Annotated in this window: 21 protein-coding genes and 1 pseudogene; all 22 read right to left on the minus strand. The window is 44.9% G+C overall.

Translation table 11 applies throughout. From position 1 onward, the window contains the following. Positions 1 to 10 precede the first annotated feature (10 nt). The 22 genes and pseudogenes from nuoN to Q8O20_RS02145 all read right to left on the minus strand — a co-directional run bounded on the left by nuoN (position 11) and on the right by Q8O20_RS02145 (position 23,442). Positions 11 to 1,516: an NADH-quinone oxidoreductase subunit NuoN gene (gene nuoN / locus Q8O20_RS02045; protein ID WP_305529787.1), complete on the minus strand. Its 1,506-nt coding sequence runs from the start codon at positions 1,514 to 1,516 to the stop codon at positions 11 to 13. Beyond that, complete coding sequence (locus Q8O20_RS02050; RefSeq protein ID WP_304738085.1) at positions 1,516 to 3,063, minus strand: NADH-quinone oxidoreductase subunit M; 1,548 nt, start codon at positions 3,061 to 3,063, stop codon at positions 1,516 to 1,518. The genes nuoN and Q8O20_RS02050 overlap by 1 nt, the downstream gene beginning before the upstream one ends. Positions 3,064 to 3,072: 9 nt before the next feature. Continuing rightward, positions 3,073 to 4,959, minus strand: coding sequence for an NADH-quinone oxidoreductase subunit L (gene nuoL / locus Q8O20_RS02055; protein ID WP_304738088.1), 1,887 nt, complete (start codon positions 4,957 to 4,959; stop codon positions 3,073 to 3,075). Between the two features lie 3 nt (positions 4,960 to 4,962). Then, complete coding sequence (nuoK, locus tag Q8O20_RS02060) at positions 4,963 to 5,268, minus strand: NADH-quinone oxidoreductase subunit NuoK (RefSeq protein ID WP_304738090.1); 306 nt, start codon at positions 5,266 to 5,268, stop codon at positions 4,963 to 4,965. After that, positions 5,268 to 5,846, minus strand: a complete 579-nt coding sequence (locus tag Q8O20_RS02065; RefSeq protein WP_304738093.1) for an NADH-quinone oxidoreductase subunit J — start codon at positions 5,844 to 5,846, stop codon at positions 5,268 to 5,270. Before Q8O20_RS02065 ends, nuoK begins: the two co-directional genes overlap by 1 nt. A gap of 11 nt (positions 5,847 to 5,857) precedes the next feature. Continuing rightward, positions 5,858 to 6,481 (minus strand): NADH-quinone oxidoreductase subunit NuoI, encoded by a 624-nt coding sequence (nuoI, locus tag Q8O20_RS02070; protein WP_304738097.1) that lies wholly within the window; start codon positions 6,479 to 6,481, stop codon positions 5,858 to 5,860. 12 nt (positions 6,482 to 6,493) lie between these two features. Continuing rightward, entirely contained in the window at positions 6,494 to 7,483 is a 990-nt protein-coding gene (gene nuoH / locus Q8O20_RS02075) for an NADH-quinone oxidoreductase subunit NuoH (RefSeq protein ID WP_305529788.1), read from the minus strand. A 3-nt stretch (positions 7,484 to 7,486) separates the two neighbouring features. Then, the gene (locus tag Q8O20_RS02080) at positions 7,487 to 9,973 is read right to left on the minus strand and encodes an NADH-quinone oxidoreductase subunit G (RefSeq protein WP_305529789.1); all 2,487 of its coding nucleotides are present in this window, start codon (positions 9,971 to 9,973) and stop codon (positions 7,487 to 7,489) included. Next, positions 9,970 to 12,222, minus strand: a complete 2,253-nt coding sequence (locus Q8O20_RS02085) for a 2Fe-2S iron-sulfur cluster-binding protein (RefSeq protein WP_305529791.1) — start codon at positions 12,220 to 12,222, stop codon at positions 9,970 to 9,972. The genes Q8O20_RS02080 and Q8O20_RS02085 overlap by 4 nt, the downstream gene beginning before the upstream one ends. Positions 12,223 to 12,232: 10 nt before the next feature. Next, positions 12,233 to 14,269 (minus strand): FAD-dependent oxidoreductase, encoded by a 2,037-nt coding sequence (locus Q8O20_RS02090; protein ID WP_305529792.1) that lies wholly within the window; start codon positions 14,267 to 14,269, stop codon positions 12,233 to 12,235. A gap of 9 nt (positions 14,270 to 14,278) precedes the next feature. After that, entirely contained in the window at positions 14,279 to 14,503 is a 225-nt protein-coding gene (locus Q8O20_RS02095) for an NADH-ubiquinone oxidoreductase subunit E family protein (protein WP_304738111.1), read from the minus strand. A 12-nt stretch (positions 14,504 to 14,515) separates the two neighbouring features. Beyond that, the gene (nuoD, locus tag Q8O20_RS02100; RefSeq protein WP_305529793.1) at positions 14,516 to 15,742 is read right to left on the minus strand and encodes an NADH dehydrogenase (quinone) subunit D; all 1,227 of its coding nucleotides are present in this window, start codon (positions 15,740 to 15,742) and stop codon (positions 14,516 to 14,518) included. Between the two features lie 11 nt (positions 15,743 to 15,753). Then, positions 15,754 to 16,560 carry an NADH-quinone oxidoreductase subunit C gene (locus Q8O20_RS02105; protein WP_305529794.1) on the minus strand — a complete coding sequence of 269 codons (807 nt, stop codon included), beginning with the start codon at positions 16,558 to 16,560 and terminating at the stop codon, positions 15,754 to 15,756. After that, the gene (locus Q8O20_RS02110; RefSeq protein WP_015652669.1) at positions 16,560 to 17,069 is read right to left on the minus strand and encodes an NADH-quinone oxidoreductase subunit B family protein; all 510 of its coding nucleotides are present in this window, start codon (positions 17,067 to 17,069) and stop codon (positions 16,560 to 16,562) included. The genes Q8O20_RS02105 and Q8O20_RS02110 overlap by 1 nt, the downstream gene beginning before the upstream one ends. Beyond that, positions 17,051 to 17,440, minus strand: coding sequence for an NAD(P)H-quinone oxidoreductase subunit 3 (locus Q8O20_RS02115; RefSeq protein WP_304738128.1), 390 nt, complete (start codon positions 17,438 to 17,440; stop codon positions 17,051 to 17,053). The genes Q8O20_RS02110 and Q8O20_RS02115 overlap by 19 nt, the downstream gene beginning before the upstream one ends. 312 nt (positions 17,441 to 17,752) lie before the next feature. Next, positions 17,753 to 18,160 (minus strand): CZB domain-containing protein, encoded by a 408-nt coding sequence (locus Q8O20_RS11940; protein ID WP_371131544.1) that lies wholly within the window; start codon positions 18,158 to 18,160, stop codon positions 17,753 to 17,755. A gap of 30 nt (positions 18,161 to 18,190) precedes the next feature. Continuing rightward, positions 18,191 to 18,847, minus strand: a pseudogene (locus Q8O20_RS11945) (methyl-accepting chemotaxis protein); the annotation flags it as partial. A 106-nt stretch (positions 18,848 to 18,953) separates the two neighbouring features. Further along, the gene (locus Q8O20_RS02125) at positions 18,954 to 20,690 is read right to left on the minus strand and encodes an ATP-binding protein (RefSeq protein WP_304738134.1); all 1,737 of its coding nucleotides are present in this window, start codon (positions 20,688 to 20,690) and stop codon (positions 18,954 to 18,956) included. A gap of 118 nt (positions 20,691 to 20,808) precedes the next feature. After that, entirely contained in the window at positions 20,809 to 21,990 is a 1,182-nt protein-coding gene (locus tag Q8O20_RS02130; RefSeq protein ID WP_305529796.1) for an OmpP1/FadL family transporter, read from the minus strand. After that, positions 21,990 to 22,835: a deoxyribonuclease IV gene (gene nfo / locus Q8O20_RS02135; protein WP_305529797.1), complete on the minus strand. Its 846-nt coding sequence runs from the start codon at positions 22,833 to 22,835 to the stop codon at positions 21,990 to 21,992. Before nfo ends, Q8O20_RS02130 begins: the two co-directional genes overlap by 1 nt. Positions 22,836 to 22,933: 98 nt before the next feature. Beyond that, positions 22,934 to 23,224 (minus strand): type II toxin-antitoxin system RelE/ParE family toxin, encoded by a 291-nt coding sequence (locus Q8O20_RS02140; protein ID WP_305529798.1) that lies wholly within the window; start codon positions 23,222 to 23,224, stop codon positions 22,934 to 22,936. After that, complete coding sequence (locus Q8O20_RS02145; RefSeq protein WP_304741723.1) at positions 23,209 to 23,442, minus strand: hypothetical protein; 234 nt, start codon at positions 23,440 to 23,442, stop codon at positions 23,209 to 23,211. Before Q8O20_RS02145 ends, Q8O20_RS02140 begins: the two co-directional genes overlap by 16 nt. Positions 23,443 to 23,474 lie beyond the last annotated feature (32 nt).

Raw genomic sequence — 23,474 nt, forward strand, 5'->3', positions numbered from 1 at the left:
TTCTTTCCTTTTAATAACCGCTATTATACACGAATAGCGTAATAACTTCCAAGAGAGGGTTTACAGTAAAGACGGCGAATATCGTTCCGACTGCCGCAATACCGATAATGGTTTTAAGGGAGAGTGATGCATTCATAAAATAGAATTGATCGTATCCCACCATCGGCTCTTTCATAAACATGAAAACGATCAGTTTAAGGTAGTAATATCCCGCGATTGCAGAGTTAAGCGCCATAATGAGAGCTAAGACCGTATAACCGGCACTGACGGCAGAACCGATCATATATATTTTGCCCCAAAATAAACCAAAAGGAGGAATCCCTGCAAGTGAAAGCATAAACAGTGCCATCATGACCGCAGCCATCGGCATTGTTTTTACCATACCTGAGAATTTTTCATACGGATGATCCGAACTTTGTCCCGGCAAAAGATTTTTTTGACGGTTGACCCATAGCATCGTAAAGGCTCCCAAATTGGTAAAGCTAAAGAGAGCCCAATACAAGAAAAGTCCCGTATTGGCTTGCGTCGTACCGATCAAAATAGCGGCCATGACAAAACCGGCATGCGAGATCGAACTGTAAGCCAACATACGCTTAACATCGGTTTGTACCAATGCCCAAATATTGGATGCCGTCATCGTAACAACCACACCGATATAGAGGATCACTTGGAGCCATACGACACCGCTATGAACCAAAAATTCAAACAGCCTCATTGCGACGACAAATCCTGCGATTTTCGGAACGATAGACATATATCCGGCCAATGCTGCGGATGAGCCCTCATACACGTCAGGTGTCCATGTATGAAACGGAACCATAGAGAGTTTAAATCCGAATGCCGCTATCATAAACGCCATGGATACAAGGACATAACCGATATTGCTGTAATGATCTTCCGCCAATACAGTAGCAATTTGGTTAATCTCAACCGAGCCGCTGATCGCATACAAAATCATCGATCCGAATGCATAAAAACCTGCCGCTAAAGCACCCATTGTAAAATACTTCACTGCCGCTTCAAACGATTTTTTACGATTATGCAATGCGATAAGAGTATACAGTGCCAATGATGCCGTCTCAAGACCGACAAAGATCAAGATAAGGTTATCGGTAGCTACCATAAATTGGAACCCTGCAATCATAAACAAGAAAAGAGCAAAATATTCCGGATAGTTATACTCATGGAAACGTTTAGAGGTCAATGCCAACGGGATGAAGAGCATCGAACCCGCAACGATGATAATTTGGGACAAAATTGCGATCCCATCCATCAACATGACATCAAAGAACCCTAATACGGTTCCGTTTTTCATAAATAGACCGGCAAAATCGACCAATGCTCCCAAATCAAGGAGCAAGAAAAGGAGACTGATCATCACGTATAATGATTTATGCAATCCCCCTTTCACCATATCGATCACCAAAATTGCCAACGCACCGACGATGGCTATCAGCATCGGAGCTAAGGTCGCTAAATTGAGCGACGCTAGTGAAACATTAATCGGCTCCAACATTAGTGCGCCTCCTGCATTGGAATAATCTCATTTTTGCCTGAGAGATCAGGAATACGCGCTTTTGCCTCTTGGCTTTGCGCTTTATCGTGCATCAACTGAATGACCGATTCAACACTGTTGTTAATCGGCTCTAATACCGGTTTCGGATAAACCCCTAACCAAATAGCAACAATAACAAGAGGAATAAGTCCTAAGTACTCTGTTCTATTCAAATCTTTGAGATTTTTATTTTTTTCATTCATTACGGTGCCAAAGAACATCTTTTTATAGGCCGCAAGCATATAAATAGCTCCGACAATAATCGCGACTCCGGCAGTCAGTGTTAACATGTGTGATTGTTTATAAAAACCTAAAAGAGACAAAAATTCTCCGACGAAATTGATCGTAAGAGGCAAGCCAACCGATGCCATCATCATAATTCCGAAAATCGTCGCATAACGCGGCATAACCGATGCAAGCCCGCCGAATTCAGACATTAATTTTGTATGACGGCGATCATAGATAACGCCGACAAGCAAGAACAGCGCCCCCGATACAACACCGTGTGCTAGCATCAGGAATACCGAACCGCTGACACCCTCAACGTTCAAAGCGAACGTTCCGAGGATAATAACCCCCATGTGAGAAACGGAGCTATACGCTACGACTTGTTTAATATCCTCTTGCGCATAGGCTACCATCGCCGTATAAATAATCATGATGATAGCGATAATAGCGATCGGGAACATGAAAAACACTGATGCATCCGGAAACAACGGCAATGAGAAACGGACAAATGCATAGGTTCCCATTTTAAGCAAAATCGCCGCCAAAATAACCGAACCGATGGTCGGTGCCTGTCCGTGAGCGTACGGTAACCAGGTATGGAACGGGAACATCGGAACTTTGATCGCAAAGCCCAAGAAAAATGCTACAAATAACCACAGCTGGAAATTTTCCGGCAAAATCAAACGGTACCACTCAAGGATCGAGAAGCTCCACTGTCCTGTTGCTTGATAATAGAAATAGGCCATAAAGAGCATACCAACAAGCATAACCAATGAACCTGTAAAGGTGTAAAGGAAAAATTTGATCGACGCATAAATACGAAGAGGCCCGCCCCATGCTCCGATGATATAGAGCATCGGTACAAGAGAGAGTTCCCAAAATACGTAAAACACGATAGCATCAAGTGCTGCGAATACACCGACCATCGTCATCTCAAGAAATAACAACGTAATAATTAAATCTTTAATACGGCGTGTTTCGGTCAATGACGCAATACCGATCAACGTGAAAAAAGTTGAAAGAATAATAATGAAAAGCGAAATACCATCGACACCTAAGAGGTAATTAATACCAAACTGCGGAATTAACGGCATTGACTCCATAAACTGCATCCCCGAAATCATCGGATCGTACGCATACCACAACCACAAAGAGAGGACAAATTCAATGAATGCTACGGCAATTCCGTACGCTCTCATACTGTCCTTTGTGACGACAAATCCGAGCATTGCAGCCAATGCCGGAAAGAAAATTAAAAGTGTTAAAATATGATCTATCATCATTACTCCTTAAGCGCCAACCGCGTTGTATCCGACGGTAAAGGCAACGGCTAGTGTTATTAAAACGACTAAGCCGATAACCATCCAACGAAGCATCGTGGAGAGATTTCCATTTTGGATATCGCGTGTATTCTCACCCGTTTTGTAGATGATATTTGCGATTCCATCGACCGTTGCATCAACGATTTTAAGATCGATCTGTTTCCATGCGATTTTAGAGAGTTCCAAATACGGTTTAGAAAACACTTCATCATAAAATTTTGGAATGTAATATTGATTCCAGAGTAGTTTATAGCCAAAACTATTTTCCAGTTTGGAAGAGCCATCCGGAACACTGTTCCAGTTGCTGTATTTTTTATACGCAAACACAATAGCGGCAATTACAAACAACTGTGTTCCGATCGTCATAATCCAATAAGTCATTTCACCATGAACATGGTATTGAGTCGATGGAAGCAATGAGGTAACCAATTGATAATAGGTCATTTTAAATGAACCGGCAATGATCGCCAATACCAAAAGCGGTGACATCGCAACCAACATAAATTTGTATGCCTCATGCGGATGAATACCGAAAAGTTTATAACGTTCTTCCCCGTGGAAGATTAACGCGACAAGACGGAATGAATAGAATGCCGTCAGACCGGCAGTCAACAACAAGACAGTATAGATAACATAATGGTGTTCAACAAACCCGACCTCTAAGATCAGATCTTTTGAGAAGAATCCGGCAAACGGATAGATACCTGCTAATGCAACGGAGGCAAGGGTCATCATGATAAACGTCCCTTTCATCACTTTGCGCAAGCCACCCATTTTGAACGGATCAAGTTCATCGTGCATCGCGTGCATCACGTTACCCGCACCGAGGAAAAGGAGTGCTTTGAAAAATGCGTGCGCCATAAGGTGAAATAACGCTACCCAGTACGCACCCAGCCCAGCCGCTACGAACATATATCCCAGCTGCGAGAGGGTAGAGTAAGCAATGATACGTTTCATATCACGATTTACGAGTGCCATAGAAGCGGCAAACAATGCTACAAATGCACCGAGACTTGCGATAAAGATCCCGACATTAGGAATCAAATCATAAATCGGATTGGCACGAACGACCAGATAAACCCCAGCGGTAACCATCGTCGCCGCGTGAATCAACGCAGAGACAGGTGTTGGGCCTTCCATCGCATCGGCAAGCCATGTATGGAGCGGAAACTGCGCCGATTTACCCATTGCACCGATAAAGAGGAAAATACCGATCCACGTTGTAACCACTAACGGAAGGTTTCCGATTTCAGCAAACACGACGTCGTATTGAAGTGAACCCGTATTCCAGTACAACAAGAAGATACCGATCAACATACCAAGGTCGGCGATACGGTTCATAATGAACGCTTCGTTTGCCGCCCATGTCGCCGACTCTTTGTGATACCAAAAACCGATGAGTCCCCATGAACAAAGACCGACCCCTTCCCATCCGATAAAGAGTCCTGCGAAGTTGTCACTCATAACGAGTACCATCATCGAGAAAACGAATGCCGAAAGCCATGAGAAGAAACGGTTGAATCCTTTGTCATGATCCATATACCCGATAGAGTAGATATGAACAACTGTGGAGACGATGGTAACGACCATCATCATCACAACACTCACTTGATCAACGACAAATCCAAACGGAATATAAAGATCCCCCGTTGCTATCCATGTCATCATCTCGACATGAACAGTGTGACCGCCCAATACGTAAGAGAGCAAAAGTGCACTGCTCACAAACGAGGTAAAGAGTAATCCCGATGCCACAATACCGACATGCTGCGATTTAGGTGATCCACCGAAAAGAGCAGCGTAAAGCGACCCTACCAGCGGAGCAAAGAGTGCAATATATAAATAAAGTTCCATAGCCTATCCTCGCATTGAATTCATTTGATCTAGGTCGATCTTACCGGTACGTTTGTACCATACGATGAGGAGACCCAACCCGATCGCTACTTCCGATGCCGCAATCGCAATAATGAAAAATGCAAACATTTGTCCGCTCAAATCGCCGATATAGTGAGAGATCGCCGCAAATGCGATGTTGGTTGCATTAAGCAAAATTTCGGTTGCAAAAAAGAGCATCAAAAGATTTTTACGGCGCATAACCCCGACCAAACCGATAGCAAATAAAATAGTGGATAATACAAGATAATGGGATAATGTAATTTCCATTAGTGTCCCCCTGCTTGTGGTTCAAAACCGTCATCCATCGTGCTGATATCTTCTTCTGCCATCAAGGTTAACGATTTGTCCATTTTTTTACCGGCTAAAATAATTCCGCCGATCATCGAAACAAGCAACATAACGGCTGCAAGCTCAAACGGAACCAGGTATTTTGTAAAAAGAACCATACCTACCGCTTGTGAGTTACCGACTCCTTCTTGGATCGGGTAGAGGGCTTGAATATTATTGGATACGATCGGTGCAACGAAAATTGCTACTACCATGACTGCTGCCAAGACCCCAAGAACAAAAACGATCTGAGGATTGGTCCGTTTTTCAACAACATCACGCGTTGTATCGAAGAACATCATACCGAAGGCATACAACGCCATTACCGCACCGGTATAGACGATGATTTGGATCGCACCCAAAAAGTCGGCACCCAAAATAAAGAAAAATGCGGAGATGAAAATCATCCCTGCCGCCATTGCGGTAATCGCATACAGCGCTTGGCTCGTCATAACGGTGATAGTAAACATCACGATTGTGAGGGCCGCAAACAGATAAAAAGCGATTGCTTCAAACATACTTTGACTCCTTAATACGCCAACGGGGTCTTTTTGACCGACGCGTCGCTTCCTGGGATAATGGCTCCGAAGCCTGGGTATTCTGCTTGTTCACCCGCTTTTAAAAGATCAAGCGGAGTCAGCATATCGTCTTTAATGACGAAATGGGCACGTTGTTCTGAAGCATTCTCGTAACGTCCGCCATGAACGATCGCGAGTTCCGGACATACTTCGGCACAGTAGCCGCAAAAAATACAACGCCCGAGATTAATACTGTACTCGGTAACCTCTTTACGGCTGTTCTCATCGATACGGGTGTCCATACGGATACAATCGGAGATACAAATTTTTTCGCACAATCCGCATCCGATACAACGCTCATATCCCGATTCCCACAAACGTAATAGTTTGTGTACCGCACGGTAACGCGGCCCGATCGGGAGTTTTTCAAGCGGGTATTGAAGCGTGTGAATATCGAATTTAATCATCTCACGTAGTACAACCCAAAGACCTACAAAGAGTTCTCCGTTGAACGTACGTTTAACAACCTGCTTAAATTTATCCCATCCTTCAGTCGGATAGGTTTCGATATCGACGTAATAGTAAGCAGATGACTCGCTCACGTTACGATTCGTAAATGGTTCTTCATGATGCATAACCCAACCTCCTTAGAACATCATCACGATACCGGTGATCACAATGTTGATCACCGCAATCGGCATTAATACTTTCCAACACAACCACATCAATTGGTCAGGTCGGACATCCGGCCATGCAGCGCGTGTCCATAGGAAAAAGAAAAAGAAAAACGCTACTTTTAACAGAAGCTGAATAGCCCCGGCAATCGTACCGTCACCAAAACCGCCCAAGAAAATGATGGCGATTACAAACGAGATGAAGAACATATTGGCGTATTCACCGATGAAGAAAAGTCCCCAACGCATACCCGAATACTCCGTACCGAAACCGTCGATGATTTCGTGGTCGTTCGCAACAAGATGGAACGGTGTACGTCCCGTCTCAGCAAAAGCGGCAATCCAGAAAAGGATAAACGCTACCGGTTGTGACCATACGATCCAATTGCCGATTCCACCCGCTTGGTAGTTATTAATGTCAATTAACGACAATGACCCCACCATCATAAGGGGTGCCAATAGCGATAATCCCGAAATAACCTCATACGAAATGAAGATGGCGGCACTACGGGCAGCAGAGATCAACGACCATTTGTTCGCCGATGCCATACCCCCAAGAAGCGGTCCGTACAATCCGATGGCCATTACCCCTAAAACGTAGAGGATACCGACATTGATATCAGCGACAATCGGATGCACTGTGTATCCGAATACCGTAAACTGAGGCCAAAACGGAATCGCAGCAGAGGCCATAAATGCCGTTGCTGCTGTAATAACTGGAGCAATTTTAAAAATCGGCTTCACAACGTTTTGAGGGATAATATCCTCTTTGGTAAAGAGTTTAATCCCATCCGCCGCAACTTGAAGCAAACCGAACGGCCCAACATGCATCGGTCCAAGACGGCGTTGCATAAACGCCAGCACCTTACGCTCAAAGTAGGTTCCAAGACCCGCAAGCGCAGAGAAAATTAACAAGATGACAACGATTTTAACGATCGTCTCTATAATGAATGCTACATCCATGCTTTACACCTTTTGAATTGATACGCACGTAAAACGGTAACCGTCAAACAGTGCCTCAGAATTGATAGCGGTATCAAATGTCGGAAGATACGAAATGTCTCCCTCGATTTTACCGTCTGTGATAACGCTAACGCTTAGCTCACCGCGTGCGGTTTTAACCCTCACCATGTCTCCTTCATTCCATCCGTTGCTTTCCATAGCTGAAGCAGATACGTATAAACCACCCGAGCCTTTAAGCTGGTGTGACATTGCCGTAAACGGTGAAAATTGGAGTACCGGATTTGCCAAGTAAACCACTTTATCCGTGATTGCCGAATCTGCATTAAACGGTGTTACGCTTTCATCTCCGCTGACATGTACTGCGATATTCTCTAGCAGGTATCCGCGAATCTCTTCGCCGGTATTGGTGAAATGGTTCGGAAGGGTATCAAATGCCATTGCCTTGAATCCTCTATTTTCAGGAAGCTGCGCCGTATAATCAACAGTGAATTTCGAGTTTACGCCAAGAGCATTAGCTAAATCATTCAGAACATATCCGCCGTAACCGAGTGCGGCATTGGTCGGATTCACCCGTTTATCGATGCTGAGTAATGTCCCCTCTTGCTGATTCAGAGACGGCATATCCAAATCGCCGCCGCCCATTGCACTGAGGGTGAAATCACCTGCTGTGTTGTAACCGATAGTGTAACTTCCACGTGTATTTTCAAGGTCACATATCATCGCAACACCGAGAGTATTGGAGAGATTCGGGATCATTGTGACACTAAACGGTGTGTATTTTTCAATCAATGCCACAAGACGTGCACAATTCTCAGAATGTGGATGGGTATACAAATCAGGTCCCACCATCAGGCTAAACATCTCTTTTTTCGCCAAATATTTGGTAAGGGTATCGGCAAATCCGCTCGGAGCGCTCACGAGATCGAAGAGACTATTTTCATCCACTTCCACCTCTTTTGAGATTTTTTTCTTGATGGTTTTAGTGACCTCTTCGCTCACCTCTTCTTCGATGCCGCTCTCTTCGTTGAGTACTTTTTTGACAACCGTTTCGGTCACTTTCTCATCCACTGTCTCTTCAACCGTAACGGTTTTCATCGAATGGAACGTTGCCAAATATTCGGTGATACTTGATGGCATTGCCGCTTTATCCCCGAAAAGATCGAGCATCAAATACAAAGCCGCCTCTTCCATCATCGGTGCATGGTTAAACTGCGTCACGTTTTTAGACATATCGGCGATAACGGGATCGTTAATCGGGTGAAAATACAACCCTGCCCCTTTGTTCATGGAGAGGGCATTGTTCATCGCGAAACGGGCATTCGGGTTATCCGTTTTGAGTGCACTTCCGATAGAGACAACGAAATCCGATTCGTGAACCTGTTTCAAATCACCGCCGTAAAGTGATTTTCCGCTGATCGTGCTGTAGCTGCTCAAAAACTTTTTAAGTGCCAGCGCTTCGTTATTCACCAATCTGTAGCCGTATTTATCGCTCAAACGTTGAAGAATCAATGCCTCTTCGTTGGTGATCGTCGAAGTAAATGCGATGGTATCGGCTTTTTTAAAGGCTGCAATCGCTGCATCAAAGGCTGCCGCATTTTTAACCACATCGCGATTCTCGAAATCGTATCCGTAACGCCCAGCACCGCAGAGGGATACATAGTTCCACTCATTTTTGACACGGTAAATTTTCTTCTCAGGATCTGTGATACTGGTATGTTTGATATCGTAGCTGAGCTGGCACCCTGCCGAACAATGGGCGCATGTTGCAGGGATCTGGGTATGTTCCCACGCATTGGAGGTGTACTGATAATCACTGCTCACCAATGCCCCGACCGGACATACTGACGTACACTCACCGCAGTTGGTACAATCAAGTCTGTCGCCGCCGTTTGGAGCAATAAGCGATTTGTTGAGTTTGTTCCACATCGCGTAGGCGTCTTTAGGCATAGACTCTTTAAATTCAGCCTCAATTGCCTCAGAGCCGCGTGCAACGGTAGAGAGTGCCGCATCCCCGATCATATCTTTACAGACGGTAATACAACGCTCACACATAATACACAAAGCCGGATCATAGTGGATTAAGCCCCAGTCTTGTGCCGGTTTATGGGTATCTTTGATCGAATACGTTTGTGAATCAACACCCACTTCAAGCGTATAGTTTTGAAGCTCGCACTCACCCGATTGGTCGCACACGCCGCACTCTAGAGGATGGTTTACATCGTAAACTTCCATAATGGCTCTGCGCTCTGCCAAAATATTCGGTGTGGTGGTCGTAATATCCATCCCCTCTTTGGCTTTGGCATTACACGCATAGACTTGCTTGCCATCGGCTTCAACCAAACAAATACGACACGCCAATGTCGGTGAACATCGTGTCAGATAGCAAATCGCAGGGATAAATATCCCGTTGGCTCGCGCCGCATTGAGGATATATTCACCCTCTTGCGTCTGAACACTACGACCGTCTATGGTAATCGTGATTTCATTCATGATCCACTCCCCATCTTCATAATTTTCACCTTTTCAAAACGGTATTGTTCGCTTAGCGCACCGAATTCTTCATCGTATGTCGGAACCAACGCTACTGTCCCTTTTAATGAAGTATCGAGTTTAAAAATCCTCTCTTGCGTCTTACCGGCAAACTCAATTTGAATTTTATCACCATCACCGATTTTTGCAGCAGCGGCAAACTGTGCGGAACCGCGTAAAGTTGTATCTTTTTCAAGCTGTTCAGTGCGCGCCGTATAACTGTTAAACTGGTTCACCGGATTACAGCGATAGACAACCGTTCCGTTAAACTCCGGTAAATCGGCAATCTCTTCGAGCTTACCGTTTGTGTCGACATCACAATTTTCGAGCATATAGCCTCGATTATCATCACCCAACACACTGTAGAAATTACCCAAATCATCGAATGATTTTCTCTCAAATCCTTTTTCACGAGGCAGTTCAATGGTGTAATCAATGGTGTTTTCTGCTTTAACACCGAGGGCATTTGCAAGGTCGTTGAGGGTGTACCCCTTAAATGCTACCGCTACATTGGTCGGCAATACGTGATAGTTGATACTGACGAATGTCCCCTCTTGGCTGTTGAGTGCTGCAAGCGGAAGCATCGCATCCCCGAATGAGCCTATCGTGTAGCTTCCCGCTGCATTGTAACCGACAACATTTCCGTTGCCATTATCTACATCCAAATCACAGATAAGCGATACACCGACGGTATTGACATTTGTAGGTATTACCACAACCGAAAACTCGGTATAAGTCTCAATCATGGCACAAAGACGTGCAATATTGGAGGAGCGTTTATGGTTCAATACATCGCTTCCGATCACAAGAGTTTTTCGTTTCGCTCTCTTCATCGATTGGGCAATTCGCGTAAACTCTTCATCACCGACATTGCTCTCAGCGCACAAATACCCCTCGTCAAGTTCTTTGAAATACTCACGGTTCTCTTCGCTGATATCTGCACCCTCAAGGAGGGTTGAAGCTAACATGGCAACGACACCCTCTTCAGTTCCCACTTCGTATTTCACAAACTGGGTTACAACGTTTTGAAGCAGTTCATCTTCAAGCGGATGCATATAAACGACTTTTGCACCTCTATGACGTGCTGCCGTCGTTACAGCATAACGGACGACCGGATTATCGGTGCTGATACGTCCACCGAGAACAATGATCCCGTCGCTTTGGGTAATGGCATCAAGAGTTCCGCCGAATCCGCTCTTACCGCTGATTGAACTGTAAGCCGCCATAAAACTCTGATACGCACGTGCTTCTTCGTTGTAGAGCTTAAGCCCCGTTTTTTCTTTGAGGCGTTGAAGAATCAAAGCCTCTTCGTTGGTAATGAGTGAACTGAAACGAATCGCTTCGGCGCTCTTTATCGCATGGATTGCCTTTGCAAATTCCGCTTCGTCTTTAGAGGCTTGGTGATCGAAATCAAAACCGAATCGTCCCGCACCGCAAAGGGTCGTGTGTTCAAAATCATTGGTAACACGGTAGATACGATCTTCTCCGTTGCTCGTCGAGGTGTGTTTTACCTCATAGCTCAATGAACACCCTGCCGAACAATGAACACACGTAGCAGGTACTTGAGAAAGTTCCCATGCATTCGCACTATACTGAAATTCCGAACTGACCAATGCACCCACCGGACATACCGCGATGCATTCGCCGCAAAACGTACAATCGAGAACATCGCTGTTTTTCGGTATGACGGAAGATTTGTATCCCCCAAATTGAAGGGTAATTGCATCGTCACCGATAATTTCATTACAGACGTGGACACATTTTTCGCATAAAATACACAATGAGGGATCGTAGTTGATCAATCCCCAATGCTCGATGTGGCGGAGCTGATCTTTCGCACTGAAGTGCTGTGCCGAAACGCCGAACTCTAATGTTTTATTTTGAAGATCACACGCACCCGATTTGTCACACACGCCGCACTCTAACGGATGATTCACATCATAAAGACGCATAATATTCGTTCGTTCGGTTTTTAAACGATCCGAATCGATGGTAACGGCTAGCCCCTCGGTCGGAGGAGTTTGACAGCTGAGAATCAGTCCGTCGGTTTTATCGGTTTCCACCACGCACAAACGACATGATGCACATGGGGTTGTTTTTTCCAAATAACACATCGTCGGGATATAAAATCCAGCTTTCCGTGCCGCTTGGAGAATAGTCTCCCCTTTTTGTGCCGTTACGGGTTGATTGTTAATCGTAAAGTTAATCATCCATCCCCCCTTAATGTGCGACCATCGCAATATAGTAACAACGCATACAGCGTTCCGCCTCTGCGAGTGCCTCTTCTTGTGTAAAACCGTATTTCACTTCACGATTGTTATCGCGCCGTTCATCCACCGTGAGCACTTCACTGTGTTGGCGCGGCAAGCCTGGAAGCCACCCTTGAATTTTCTCTTTTTTATCATAGACTTTGAGTTTACGGAGGTGATCTTCCATAATCTCATCATCACTTAGAGTGATTTCACCGCTTAGCACATAGCGTGACATGACCGATGCGGCACGCTTGGCCTGACCGACGGCATTAACAATCGTCATCGGACCGTATTCACAATCCCCCGCCGCAAAGATTCCTTTACGTGAGGTCATATAATCTTTTCCATTCGTTTTGATCGTCGCCCATGAGGTACGCTCGATCTCCCACTCTTCAGGGAGAAGTTTCAAATCGGCACTTTGAGAAACGGCAGGGATGAGATAATCGCACTCCATCTCAAAGCTTGCCCCTTCCACTTTTTCCAATGTCGGACGTCCGCCGTTCGGATCGGGAACCAGTTCAAAACGATCAACGATCAATGATTTGAGAACATCATTCTCATCCTTCATCGCCGCAACGGCAGAGTGGAAAATAAATTCAACACCCTCTTCGACCGCTTCGTGATACTCTTCATACGTCGTATTTTTAATAATTGTCGCTTCATCACGACGGTACAACATCACCACTTTTTTGGCATTTGCACGGATTGCACAGCGGACAACGTCCATAGAGGTAAATCCGCCCCCGACACACACCAGTGTTTTACCGGTTAAATCAACGAAATCCGCCGGTAGCATATGACGTTTTTGATCGGCTTCGGGAACCATGATGTCGTATTTAACTTGGAGGTTCACTTTATCCAAAAAGTCGATGGCACCCCAATATCCTTGGATTTCAGGACGCTCATTGTCACAATAGACTTTTTTCGAGATACGGGTACCGGTAGCGACCAGCGTTGCATCATACTCATTCTCAAAACGGCGCATCATATCAGCGGTGACTTTGGAGTTCGTGATAAAATTCACCCCAAGGCTTCGAACGGCTTCGATATCCTGATTGTATTTGTCGATCGGCATACGGTATTCCGGAACTCCGACCGCTACTTCACCGCCGAGAACCGGAAGCTCTTCATAGACATCGACGTCGATACCATCCAGCGCTAAATAATACGCTCCCGCAAGTCCCGCAGGACCCGCACCGATAACGGCTACTTTTTTACCGAGGGAAGGTTTTTTCTCGCTCGGATGAAAGAATCCAAATCCGTGATCGGTCTCATAATCGGCACCCAGACGTTTGAGTTCCATGATCGAAATCGGCTCGTCAAGGTTTGTACGGCGACACTCGCTCTCACACGGGTGAGGACAGACACGTCCGCAGGTATGGGCAAGCGGCATCGTTTGACGGGTCGCCATCAATGAATCATCAAAACGTAAATCGCGTACACCCTCGATATACGCCGGAATATCGACATGTGCCGGACACGCATCCATACACGGAGCGGTAATTTTCGCGATATAGCTGGTATCTTCCAAATGGTAATGCTTGGACGGTTTTTGGTTCTCGATACATGCCATGAATTCTGATTCAAAGTGAGTCATAAGATCAAGCAATGGAGTAGGAACGGTTTTACCAATCTCACATTTAGAGGTCTCCTGCATCGTTTTAGAGACCTCGCGCAGGTGTTCCATATCAGAAACGGCACCTTCACCGCGAGCGATTTTATCGAGCAAATCGTACAAAATGCGTCCGCCCCATCGTCCCGGTGCACAGCGTCCGCACGCTTCGGAATAGACCTGATACTGCGCCGCATATTCTGTTGCAAGACGAACCACATCCACATCAGGATTAAAAAGCGCCACTCCGTCCCAACCGATAAACGCTTTGGAATGGGCGTGTTCATTGTATTCCAACGGAAGGTTATAAGCAGAATTTTCCCAAGCATCGTCAGCTTTGCCGATGTTGTTGATCTGCTCACCCCGCCACGTGGAGAAATAGACTTTACTCACTACGTTTCCTTATTTCTTGACCACAATGGTCCAGTCAGCTTCGTTGAATTTCAACGAGTTCATGAGCTCACATCCAAGCTCTTTAACCAAATCAGCGGATTGCTGTACGGGGGTAAAATCACCGATTTCAAACAAGAAAATCAATACTTCACCGCTCACCGCTTCTTCTTTGATAATAGTGGACATGCGGCCTGCAAAATTCTCTTTTAAATGACGTAAATCATAACGTTTCACTGCATGCTCCTTTTAGCGGTCTACTTCACCGAAGACGATGTTAGTCGTCCCGATGATAGATACAACGTCCGGAATGTAGTGACCCGGCAGTAAGTCGGTCAAAATTCCGGTGTGCCAAAATGACGGCGCACGGAGTTTTAGACGGTACGGATAAGCTCCCCCTTGGCTGTTAATGTAATAGCCAAGTTCCCCTTTAGGTGATTCGGTCGCCACATAAACCTCTCCTACCGGAGGACGCATCCCCTGAGTCACGAGGACAAAGTGCTGCATCAACGAGTAGTTTTGGGTCATGATGTCGATTTTCGGTGCCGAGATGTATTGCGGTGCATGCGCCATGAGCTCAGGTCCAGTCCCCTCATACATATCGATCACTTGATACAAAATTTTCGCAGACTCGCGCATCTCTGCCATGTAGAGTTTATAACGGGCATAGTTGTCCCCTTTGTCGGAGACCGGAACGTTGAACTCCACTTCGTCGTAGAGTTCATACGGCTCCTCTTTACGGATATCCCACTCAACGCCTGAAGCACGGAGCATTACCCCTGAACATCCCCAGCTAAGCGCCATCTCTTTAGAGATAACCCCAACGTTCTCCATACGCATCAACCAAATACGGTTGGTATCGAGAAGGTCTTCGTAGTCTTTGATGTTTTCCGGCAATTTATCGAGGAATTTACGTAAATCCGCAATGAAATTATCAGGGAGATCAAGCGGTACCCCGCCGATACGGATTGCCGCATGGGTTAGTCGCGCTCCGCAATAATCTTCGATCAAATCCATCAAGTATTCACGTTCACGGAATGCGAACAAGAACACCGTCATAGCCCCGATATCCAGAGCCGTCGTCGCCAACCAGAAAAGGTGGGACATAAGGCGATTCGTTTCCAAAAGCATCATACGGATCACTTTGGCACGACGAGGAACGTCAAGCCCGATGAGCTCTTCTACCGCCAATGCAAAGCCGTAGTTGTTTGAGCTTGAAGCGATATAGTCCATACGGTCGGTTGTCGGCATGAACTCATTATAGATCATGTTCTCCGCCATTTTTTCCATACCACGGTGAAGATATCCGATATCCGGATGGGCTTTCGTGATTTGCTCTTGCTGCAAATGGAGCATTAAACGTAATTGACCGTGTGCCGAGGGGTGTTGAGGCCCGAAGTTAAGGATCAGTTCATTATCGTCGCGGTCAAACGTAATATTTTCAAAAAAAGGTCGTAATCTATTGGCTTGTTGCATACTGTAATTCCTTAACGATCGCGATCAGAGATCACGACGCTTTTTTCTGCGTCAAATTTTTGGATGAGGAATACACCCTCATTCTCTTGGTAACACAATGGAGTATCCGGTTCACCTTGAGAGATGTCGGCACCGCGCGGTACTTCGTGACCCAAACGCGAAAACCGCTCGGTATCGTAGCGATCCACTCGCGCCGAATCACGGTTTTCAGGCCCGATAATCTCGCGTGCTTCTTTTCCGAAAATTTTGTCCACTTCATACCATTGGGCAAACTCATCCCCTTGAAGAGGATAGGTTTTACGAAGTGGGAACCCTTCCCAGTCATCCGGCATCAAGATACGTTTCATAAACGGATGGTTGTTCACCACTACACCAAACATATCGTACATCTCACGCTCAGACCAGTCGGCAGAACGGAAAAGAGAAGAGAGACTTTGAATCGACTCTTTTTCATCAATTTTGCATTTCACACGAATACGTTTACGCTTGGACATACTGAGCATTTGGTAGAAAATCTCAAATTTTCCCTCTTGCGCCAACCAGTCGATCGCTGATAATTCAGAGAGCTGATTGTACTCAAGCTCATTTTTCATGAGTTCAATAACTCCGAAGTTATTCGCTGCATTGATCACAACAACCATTTGTTTCACTTGGATATAGGCATCCAAAACTTCAAATTTTGCTTTGATCGCTTCGAGATCCGCAGCGAATACCGCATCTGCAGAGACATCGCTTTTCGCTACCTGAGGGGCAACCCAGTAACGGTCGGTGTAATAGGGTTTTTTCTGTACGTCGTCTTTAGGGGTGTAAGCTCTCATTACATCAACCTTTTTGGTTTTTGAGCGCGAGATGCACTCTCACGTCGAATTTTTTGTTGTAGCAATAATACTGCGTACTGAAGTGTCTCAGGGCGTGGAGCACACCCCGGGAGATACAAATCGACAGGGATAACACGATCAACCCCTTGAACGGTTGCGTAGGTATTAAACATCCCGCCCGTGTTGGCACATGAACCCATAGAGATAACCCATTTAGGTTCGGTCATTTGATCGTACAGACGACGGATAAACTCCGCATGTTTTTTCGTCAATGTTCCCGCAACAACCATAAGTTCTGCTTGACGCGGAGAAGCACGGAAAATCGTACCGAAACGGTCGAAGTCGTAACGGGATGCACCCGAAGCCATCATTTCAATACCGCAGCATGCCAAACCGTACGTCAATGCCCAGATGGAGTTTGACCGACCCCAGTTAACTACTTTGTCAATCGTCGTCAACGCAACGGGAAGCCCGCCGTCTTTCAGATAATTTACTTGATGTTGTGCCATTCGAGAGCCCCTTTCTTCCACGCATAAACGAAACCGATTGCCAGCAATAAGATGAACATCATCATCTCAACGAATCCAAACCAGCCTAATAGTTTAAAATCGATTGCCCATGGAAACATAAAAACAATCTCCACATCAAACAATAAAAACAACAATGCGAACAGATAAAACTGCGTTGAGATACGGTTCGGTTGCTTCGTTACCTCCGGTCCACATTCGTAAACCGTAAGTTTAATTTTTTCAGTATCTTTAGCCGCTAATGCTCGGCTCGCGATCCGCGCAATGACGGTTGTGGCATAAAATGCACCAAACGTTAACACAAACAGTACAAATACCCCAAAATAGGGATTTGCTACGTTGTAATGCTCCATAGTTCCGACCTTTTGTGGTTGATGGCATATCCCGTCGCAGAGAGATTCTCCGCCACGCTCTACGGTTTTTATAAAAACAGTTATTGCACTATAACAAAAAGAGAATTAAACAAACCCTTATCCATACGATATTTAAATGGGTCTGTCACTATAAGAAACACCGTACAATTGGGTTTTGGAGATAAATGTTAAATTTCGTAACACTTTGGGAAGAATGTTCTCGTATCGTATCAAAACGGAACAATTTAGCGTGTAGTTCGAGGAGCTTTTGCGTATTCCAAAGAATACACTATGCTACTAATCGAAGCAATATCAGTTTTTTTCTTGAAGCATCCGATCAAGTGTAGCGAACACACCGTCACTTGCATGTTCCATCTCTTCAAACACTTTTACAAATCGCTCAGATCCGAGATCTTCACTCTTCATCAGATCAAAGATTTTATGGGTAGAGTTATGGACAACGGAGTGGGGAGATTCAAGGGATGAATAGCTTGGTGTATGTTTGAAGAAATCGGAGCCTTCACCTTCATAATACCATTTGCCCAAACGACAATTATGGTGATCGACAAAATTAAACTGCTCTTTTTTAGTGACCGCAGAAAGATAGGTATTTACTTTCCAGACAATATGATCCAATTTTGCCAAACTCATAAAGACCCGCTCTGCCGTATGTTCGGTGCTGGCAAATGTTTCACGCATCATCTGTGCATTATGATCCATATTAGCATTAAAGCTTCCGATTGATTCGTTTGATTCTTCGATACTCTCTTGGACTTGCTCAAATTTATCGCCGATAGTCGTAACATCTTGTTTCATCGACTGCAATGAGATGTTGATCTCACTGATCGCTTTATCCGTTCTATCCGCCAGCTTACGTACTTCATCCGCGACGACCGCGAACCCTCGCCCATGTTCTCCCGCACGCGCCGCTTCGATTGCGGCATTGAGGGCTAATAGGTTTGTTTGATCAGAGATATCTTTGATCAGCACCAAAATACTCGCTACGTCTTGCGCACGTTCCGATAGAGCTTTAACCGTCTCCATAGATTCCAATGCCAGAGCATTCAACCCTTCCAACGTATGTGAAATACCCGATGCTTTATGACCAAGCTCAACAATATTTCCCAGTAACTCCGTGGATTGAGCAATATGTTCTTTAGAAGAAGAGACCGATGAAGCCATATTGCCTTGAACATCGATAAGATTTTTTTTCAGCTGCTCATTTTGATAGGTCATAATGGCCGACGCATTTCCGCATCGATGCCGCTCATCCTCTTCTACGATCTTCGTTTCACACTCATGAAGTTTAAGGGAGAGTTCTTGATTTTGCTCCCGAAGTGCACTATTCTCTTTTTGTAGCTCTGCGAGGTCTTCTCTCAGCCGTGTATCATCACTAAACCAACCCATACTTTTCTCCGCTCTATAGCTCGTAATGGCTGGATTATACCCCTGCTTGATTGCAAAAACAATACTTTGGTTAAATTTAGGTCACATTGTGATAGGTTTTTGATAATCAATGGCTTAAAAATCCCACCGACTTTTCACCCTCAAAACTTCCTGAACGCTCTTTTTGGATTTCACTGATAAAATCTTCAAGTCTGAAGGAACCTTCAGCGCGTGCGGCAACTTGGTAGGCCGTGTTTTTGACAATCAAATTAATTTGTCCCCCTGTTAAAGGATAGGTTGAAAGTTTTTCAACATCAAACCCTTCCGCATAAGGTGCATTACGCGGTAGCATCATTTTCCAGAGTGTGAGCCGCTGTTTCTGATCCGGTTTTTTAAACTCTATCTTGTAGTTAAATCGACGTGAAAATGCCTGATCGATATTTTCGAGAAGATTGGTGGTTGCAATCAAAATCCCCTGAAATTTCTCAATCTGTTCCAAAAAGATATTTTGCATCTGATTGTGCATCTGATCAGCAGAGGAACCGACTCCGGATGAGCGCGAAGAGAGAAACTGATCCGCTTCATTCAGGAGTAAAATCGGTTCCGTTTTTGTCTGGCGGGTCAAATCGGCATAGGTATCAAAAATCTTGCGGACGTTTTTTTCCGATTCCCCGACATACATTGAAAGAATTTTGGAACAATCAAAGCTTAAAACCTGACGCTTCAATGAGCGTGAAAGGGAGTGTGCGGTAAGCGTTTTCCCCGTCCCCGGAGGGCCGTAGAAAATGATCCGTGCATCGATTCCCGCTTTTTTATCCTTTACTCCCCATTCATGCAGTCGTGCGATCACTTCGCGATCCAACTGACGCATAAGATTAGAAAGTGTCTGTTCGGTGGAAGGGTTGAGGACAACATTTTCCAATGAGGTCGTCGGTTCAATCAACTCAAAAATCTCCTGCTCTTTGATCAGCATATCGAGTTTAAGTTTGCGTACTTTTTTCTTTTTCTGCGGGTGCATAATCGACTGCAGTACCTCATCGACGATATAAAAAGCACGGCTGATTCCGCCGAACGGATTGAGCATCTCCTCATAATCGATCACCTCTTCGTTTATAAGGCGAGCACCGTCTTCTAAGAGGGCACGGTTTTTAATCCGCTCGTAATCATCGAAACTAATAAGATCGATGAGAGTATTCATCTCTCGTAAATTTCCCTCCGTTGCGCTGTACTCCTCTTTGAGGAGGGCTAAGAAAATAACCTGCTCTTTAGGTTCCAGTTTCTTTTGTTTGAAAAAACGATCCAATACGACATCGAGTGAGGTTTGGGCAATCCGCTCATCGATCCGTTTTTCGAGGAGATCAAGCTTGTTTTGGATACGGTTGATCCCCAGCGAGTGCTCGTTTCCGTTATGGCGGATAATCGACATTTTCTGATACAGCTCGATGCGAAAAAACTGATCTTGGAGATACTCTAAATGATCGGCATAGGGTTTAATATCGGGAAGCGTCATCTCCAACGAACCCTCTTCAAGGAGCTTCATAAAGACGGATGTGACAGCAACGGGAGTGTTATACAATTCCAAATGTGACAGCTCACTGATTTTAATCGGAGTAAATGAGTGATGGGTAATCCACCCCAGTTCTAATAATGTTTTCACTTCACCGAAATGGCTCAGATAAGAGTAATCGTCCGCCCCGTAAAGCTCTTGTAGGAGTTCGGCGACAATCACATCTTCTTGAGACTGTAAAAATTTACGGGTGAGGAGCTGCAATATTTTTGCTTCTTCTACGGTACATTTGAGTTGTGAAAATATATGGGTTTCTTCTATTACTTTATTGTCTAAAAAATCGATCAGATATTTCAAAGGATTCCTTCTATTAAAACGCGTTTGAGTACTTTGTCTGTGGTAGTCTTCGGTAATGATTCTACCACGGTAATGGTTTTAGGGATTTTAAACATTGACAAATGTTCTTTATATTGGGTCAAAAGCGGTACTCGATTCCGGCAGTGACCAAATAAGCACGTGCGTTAGAAAATTCACCGTTGATAGAACTGTTATGAACTTCTCGTGATTTTTTAACATCAATCAATCCGGCTAAACCAATGTTCCAATGCTCATCCAATTGATAACGTCCCCCTAAAGAAACCATCCAAGCATCCGAATCGGGCAACTCATATCCGAGTGTCGATTCCGGCACCGGAGATTCATCATACGCAAATCCTGCCATGGCAGTCCATTTATCGTAGTGTTGGGTCAGCCCTAAACGGTAGCTACTCGTATTTTTCCAATTCTTAGGGATCGGTGCACCGAAAGCCACTGTTGCCGCATTCGGAGTTCCACTGTATTCAAAATCCAATTTCTTATAAGCTGACCAAAATGTTCGATCATATACCGCTTCAACGGTTGTTCCCGTTTCAAAGGTATACGCAGCAGAAAGGTTAAGAGTTGCAGGGATTGGCACCGTGACACTAGCAGGTCCACTATATGTTGCTGCTAAATAACGTAAAGCAGCAGATCCTTCCACTGTTAAATCAATTTTTGAGCGATACGTAGCAGCTAATGATAGATGAGATATCGGACGGTAGTTTAATGCTAAATTATAGCCATAATCAATGGAGTCACCACTCATATCTCGTAAAGTCGGTGTAGCTGAACTGCTCTTAACAACCCCATCCGTTTTAACCATACGAAATCCGACACCCATACTCACCGTATCACTGAGTGCAACAGCAAGTGAGGGATTAAACTCAACCGTCTCCAACGTAAACTCTTCGGCTGTCGCTTTTGGAATCGGATTCTCCCATCGTTTCGAAAGACCTGCCGGAACGACAACACTCAACCCGACACGTACGCCGCTGTCACCCAATTTTTTGGATGCAAAATGGAGAGACGGAACCAAAAAATTCTCTTCTTTTGAACTGTAATCGCTCGTGCCGTCGAAATCGATTGAGCTTAGTCCGATATACGTCGCATCCACTTCGAGAAGATTGGCATCCTCGTTATAGATCATAGCCGCAGGGTTATAATACGCCGCATCGGCTCCATGGGCATTAGCAACATACGCCGCACTGAGTGCGGTGCCGTTGAGGGAAACTTCAGGAATTTTATATCCCCCCGCCATCACCGTTACAGATGCAATAACCGATAGAGCCAAAATTCTCATTATTTCTCCATTCCATACAGAAGTTCGATCTCTTGAGCCCAAATCGTCTCATCAATCGTCTCAAGAACCAAAGGAATATCATCCATTCTAGGATCATTCATGATAAATCCGAATGCATCCAAACCGATTTTCCCTTTACCGAGTGAATCATGTCGATCGACATGACTCCCAAGATCGGGTTTTGAATCGTTGATGTGCATCCCTTTGAGGTACTTAAATCCCACAATTGTATCAAACTCCGCCCAGGTTGCGTCATACGCCTCGCGGGTTCGGATGTCATACCCCGCCGTGAACATATGGCACGTATCGATACAGACGCCGACCCGTGATTTATCCTCAATCCGCTCTATAATGGCACTTAAATGCTCAAAACGCCATCCCAGATTGCTCCCCTGCCCCGCCGTATTTTCGATTACCAATGTGACACCGTTGGTAACACTCAGCGCTTCATTCATACTCGAAGCGATACGATCGATACACTCCTCTTCGCTGATTTGTTTCAAATGGCTCCCCGGATGAAAGTTCAAACGATCCAATCCTAACTGGCTACAGCGATTCACCTCATCGATAAACGCTTCGAGCGATTTTTGTCGTTTATCCTCTTCGGGATGACCGAGATTGATCAGATACGAATCGTGGGGGAGAATGTGTTTAGGGAGAATCCCGCTTTTGGCGAGGTTTGCTTTAAACAGAGCTATCGTCTCATCATCGAGAGGCTTTGCCGCCCACTGTTTTTGGTTTTTGGTAAAAAGGGCAAATGCTTTGGCACCGATTTTCATCGCGTTGAGTGGAGCGTTAAAAACGCCGCCCGAAGCGGAGACGTGTGCTCCAACAAATTTAGACATATTAATTTCCTTGTGTATTTTTAATTATTTGAACTATTTCCAAAATGGAACTAACACAGACAACTATTCAGAAATTCCGAATAGTTAGATTTGTATCTTCATTTATCTTGCCATTTGAAGATTTCCAAAATCCGAATTGTTTGTTCATCTTTGATTTCATAAACAATGGTGTATCCGTTATGGATGAGATCACGCACATTCTCATCATCAGCATACGATGATACGCGTCCCATCATAGACTGAGTTTTTAAAAGCTCAAATTTAGTATCAATTTCATGTTGAAAATCGATTGCGGCAGAACGTTTGTCATGTGCAATAAAACGGAGAATATTTTGAAGTTGAATAGTGAATTTCCGGTTACGAATAATCCGAATTACACGGTTTTCCAAAAGGCTTCCATATCGCTTTTGTATTCTTCTTCGGAAAGAGTATCATCAGACTTTCGCGCGCTTTCTACTCGTGCACGCGCTTCATCCATCGATGATACGATAAACGAAGGTTTTTTTTCTAAATGAGCAACTGCTTTTTCGAGGAACTGCACGATGGACTCTGATGAATGGTGAAAGAAATTTTCGACCGCAGGATTGTTAATTTGCACACTTAACATTGATCCCTCCTTCTGTCATAATTCTCAATATT

The sequence above is a fragment of the Sulfuricurvum sp. genome, assembly GCF_030691015.1.
GTDB lineage: Bacteria > Campylobacterota > Campylobacteria > Campylobacterales > Sulfurimonadaceae > Sulfuricurvum.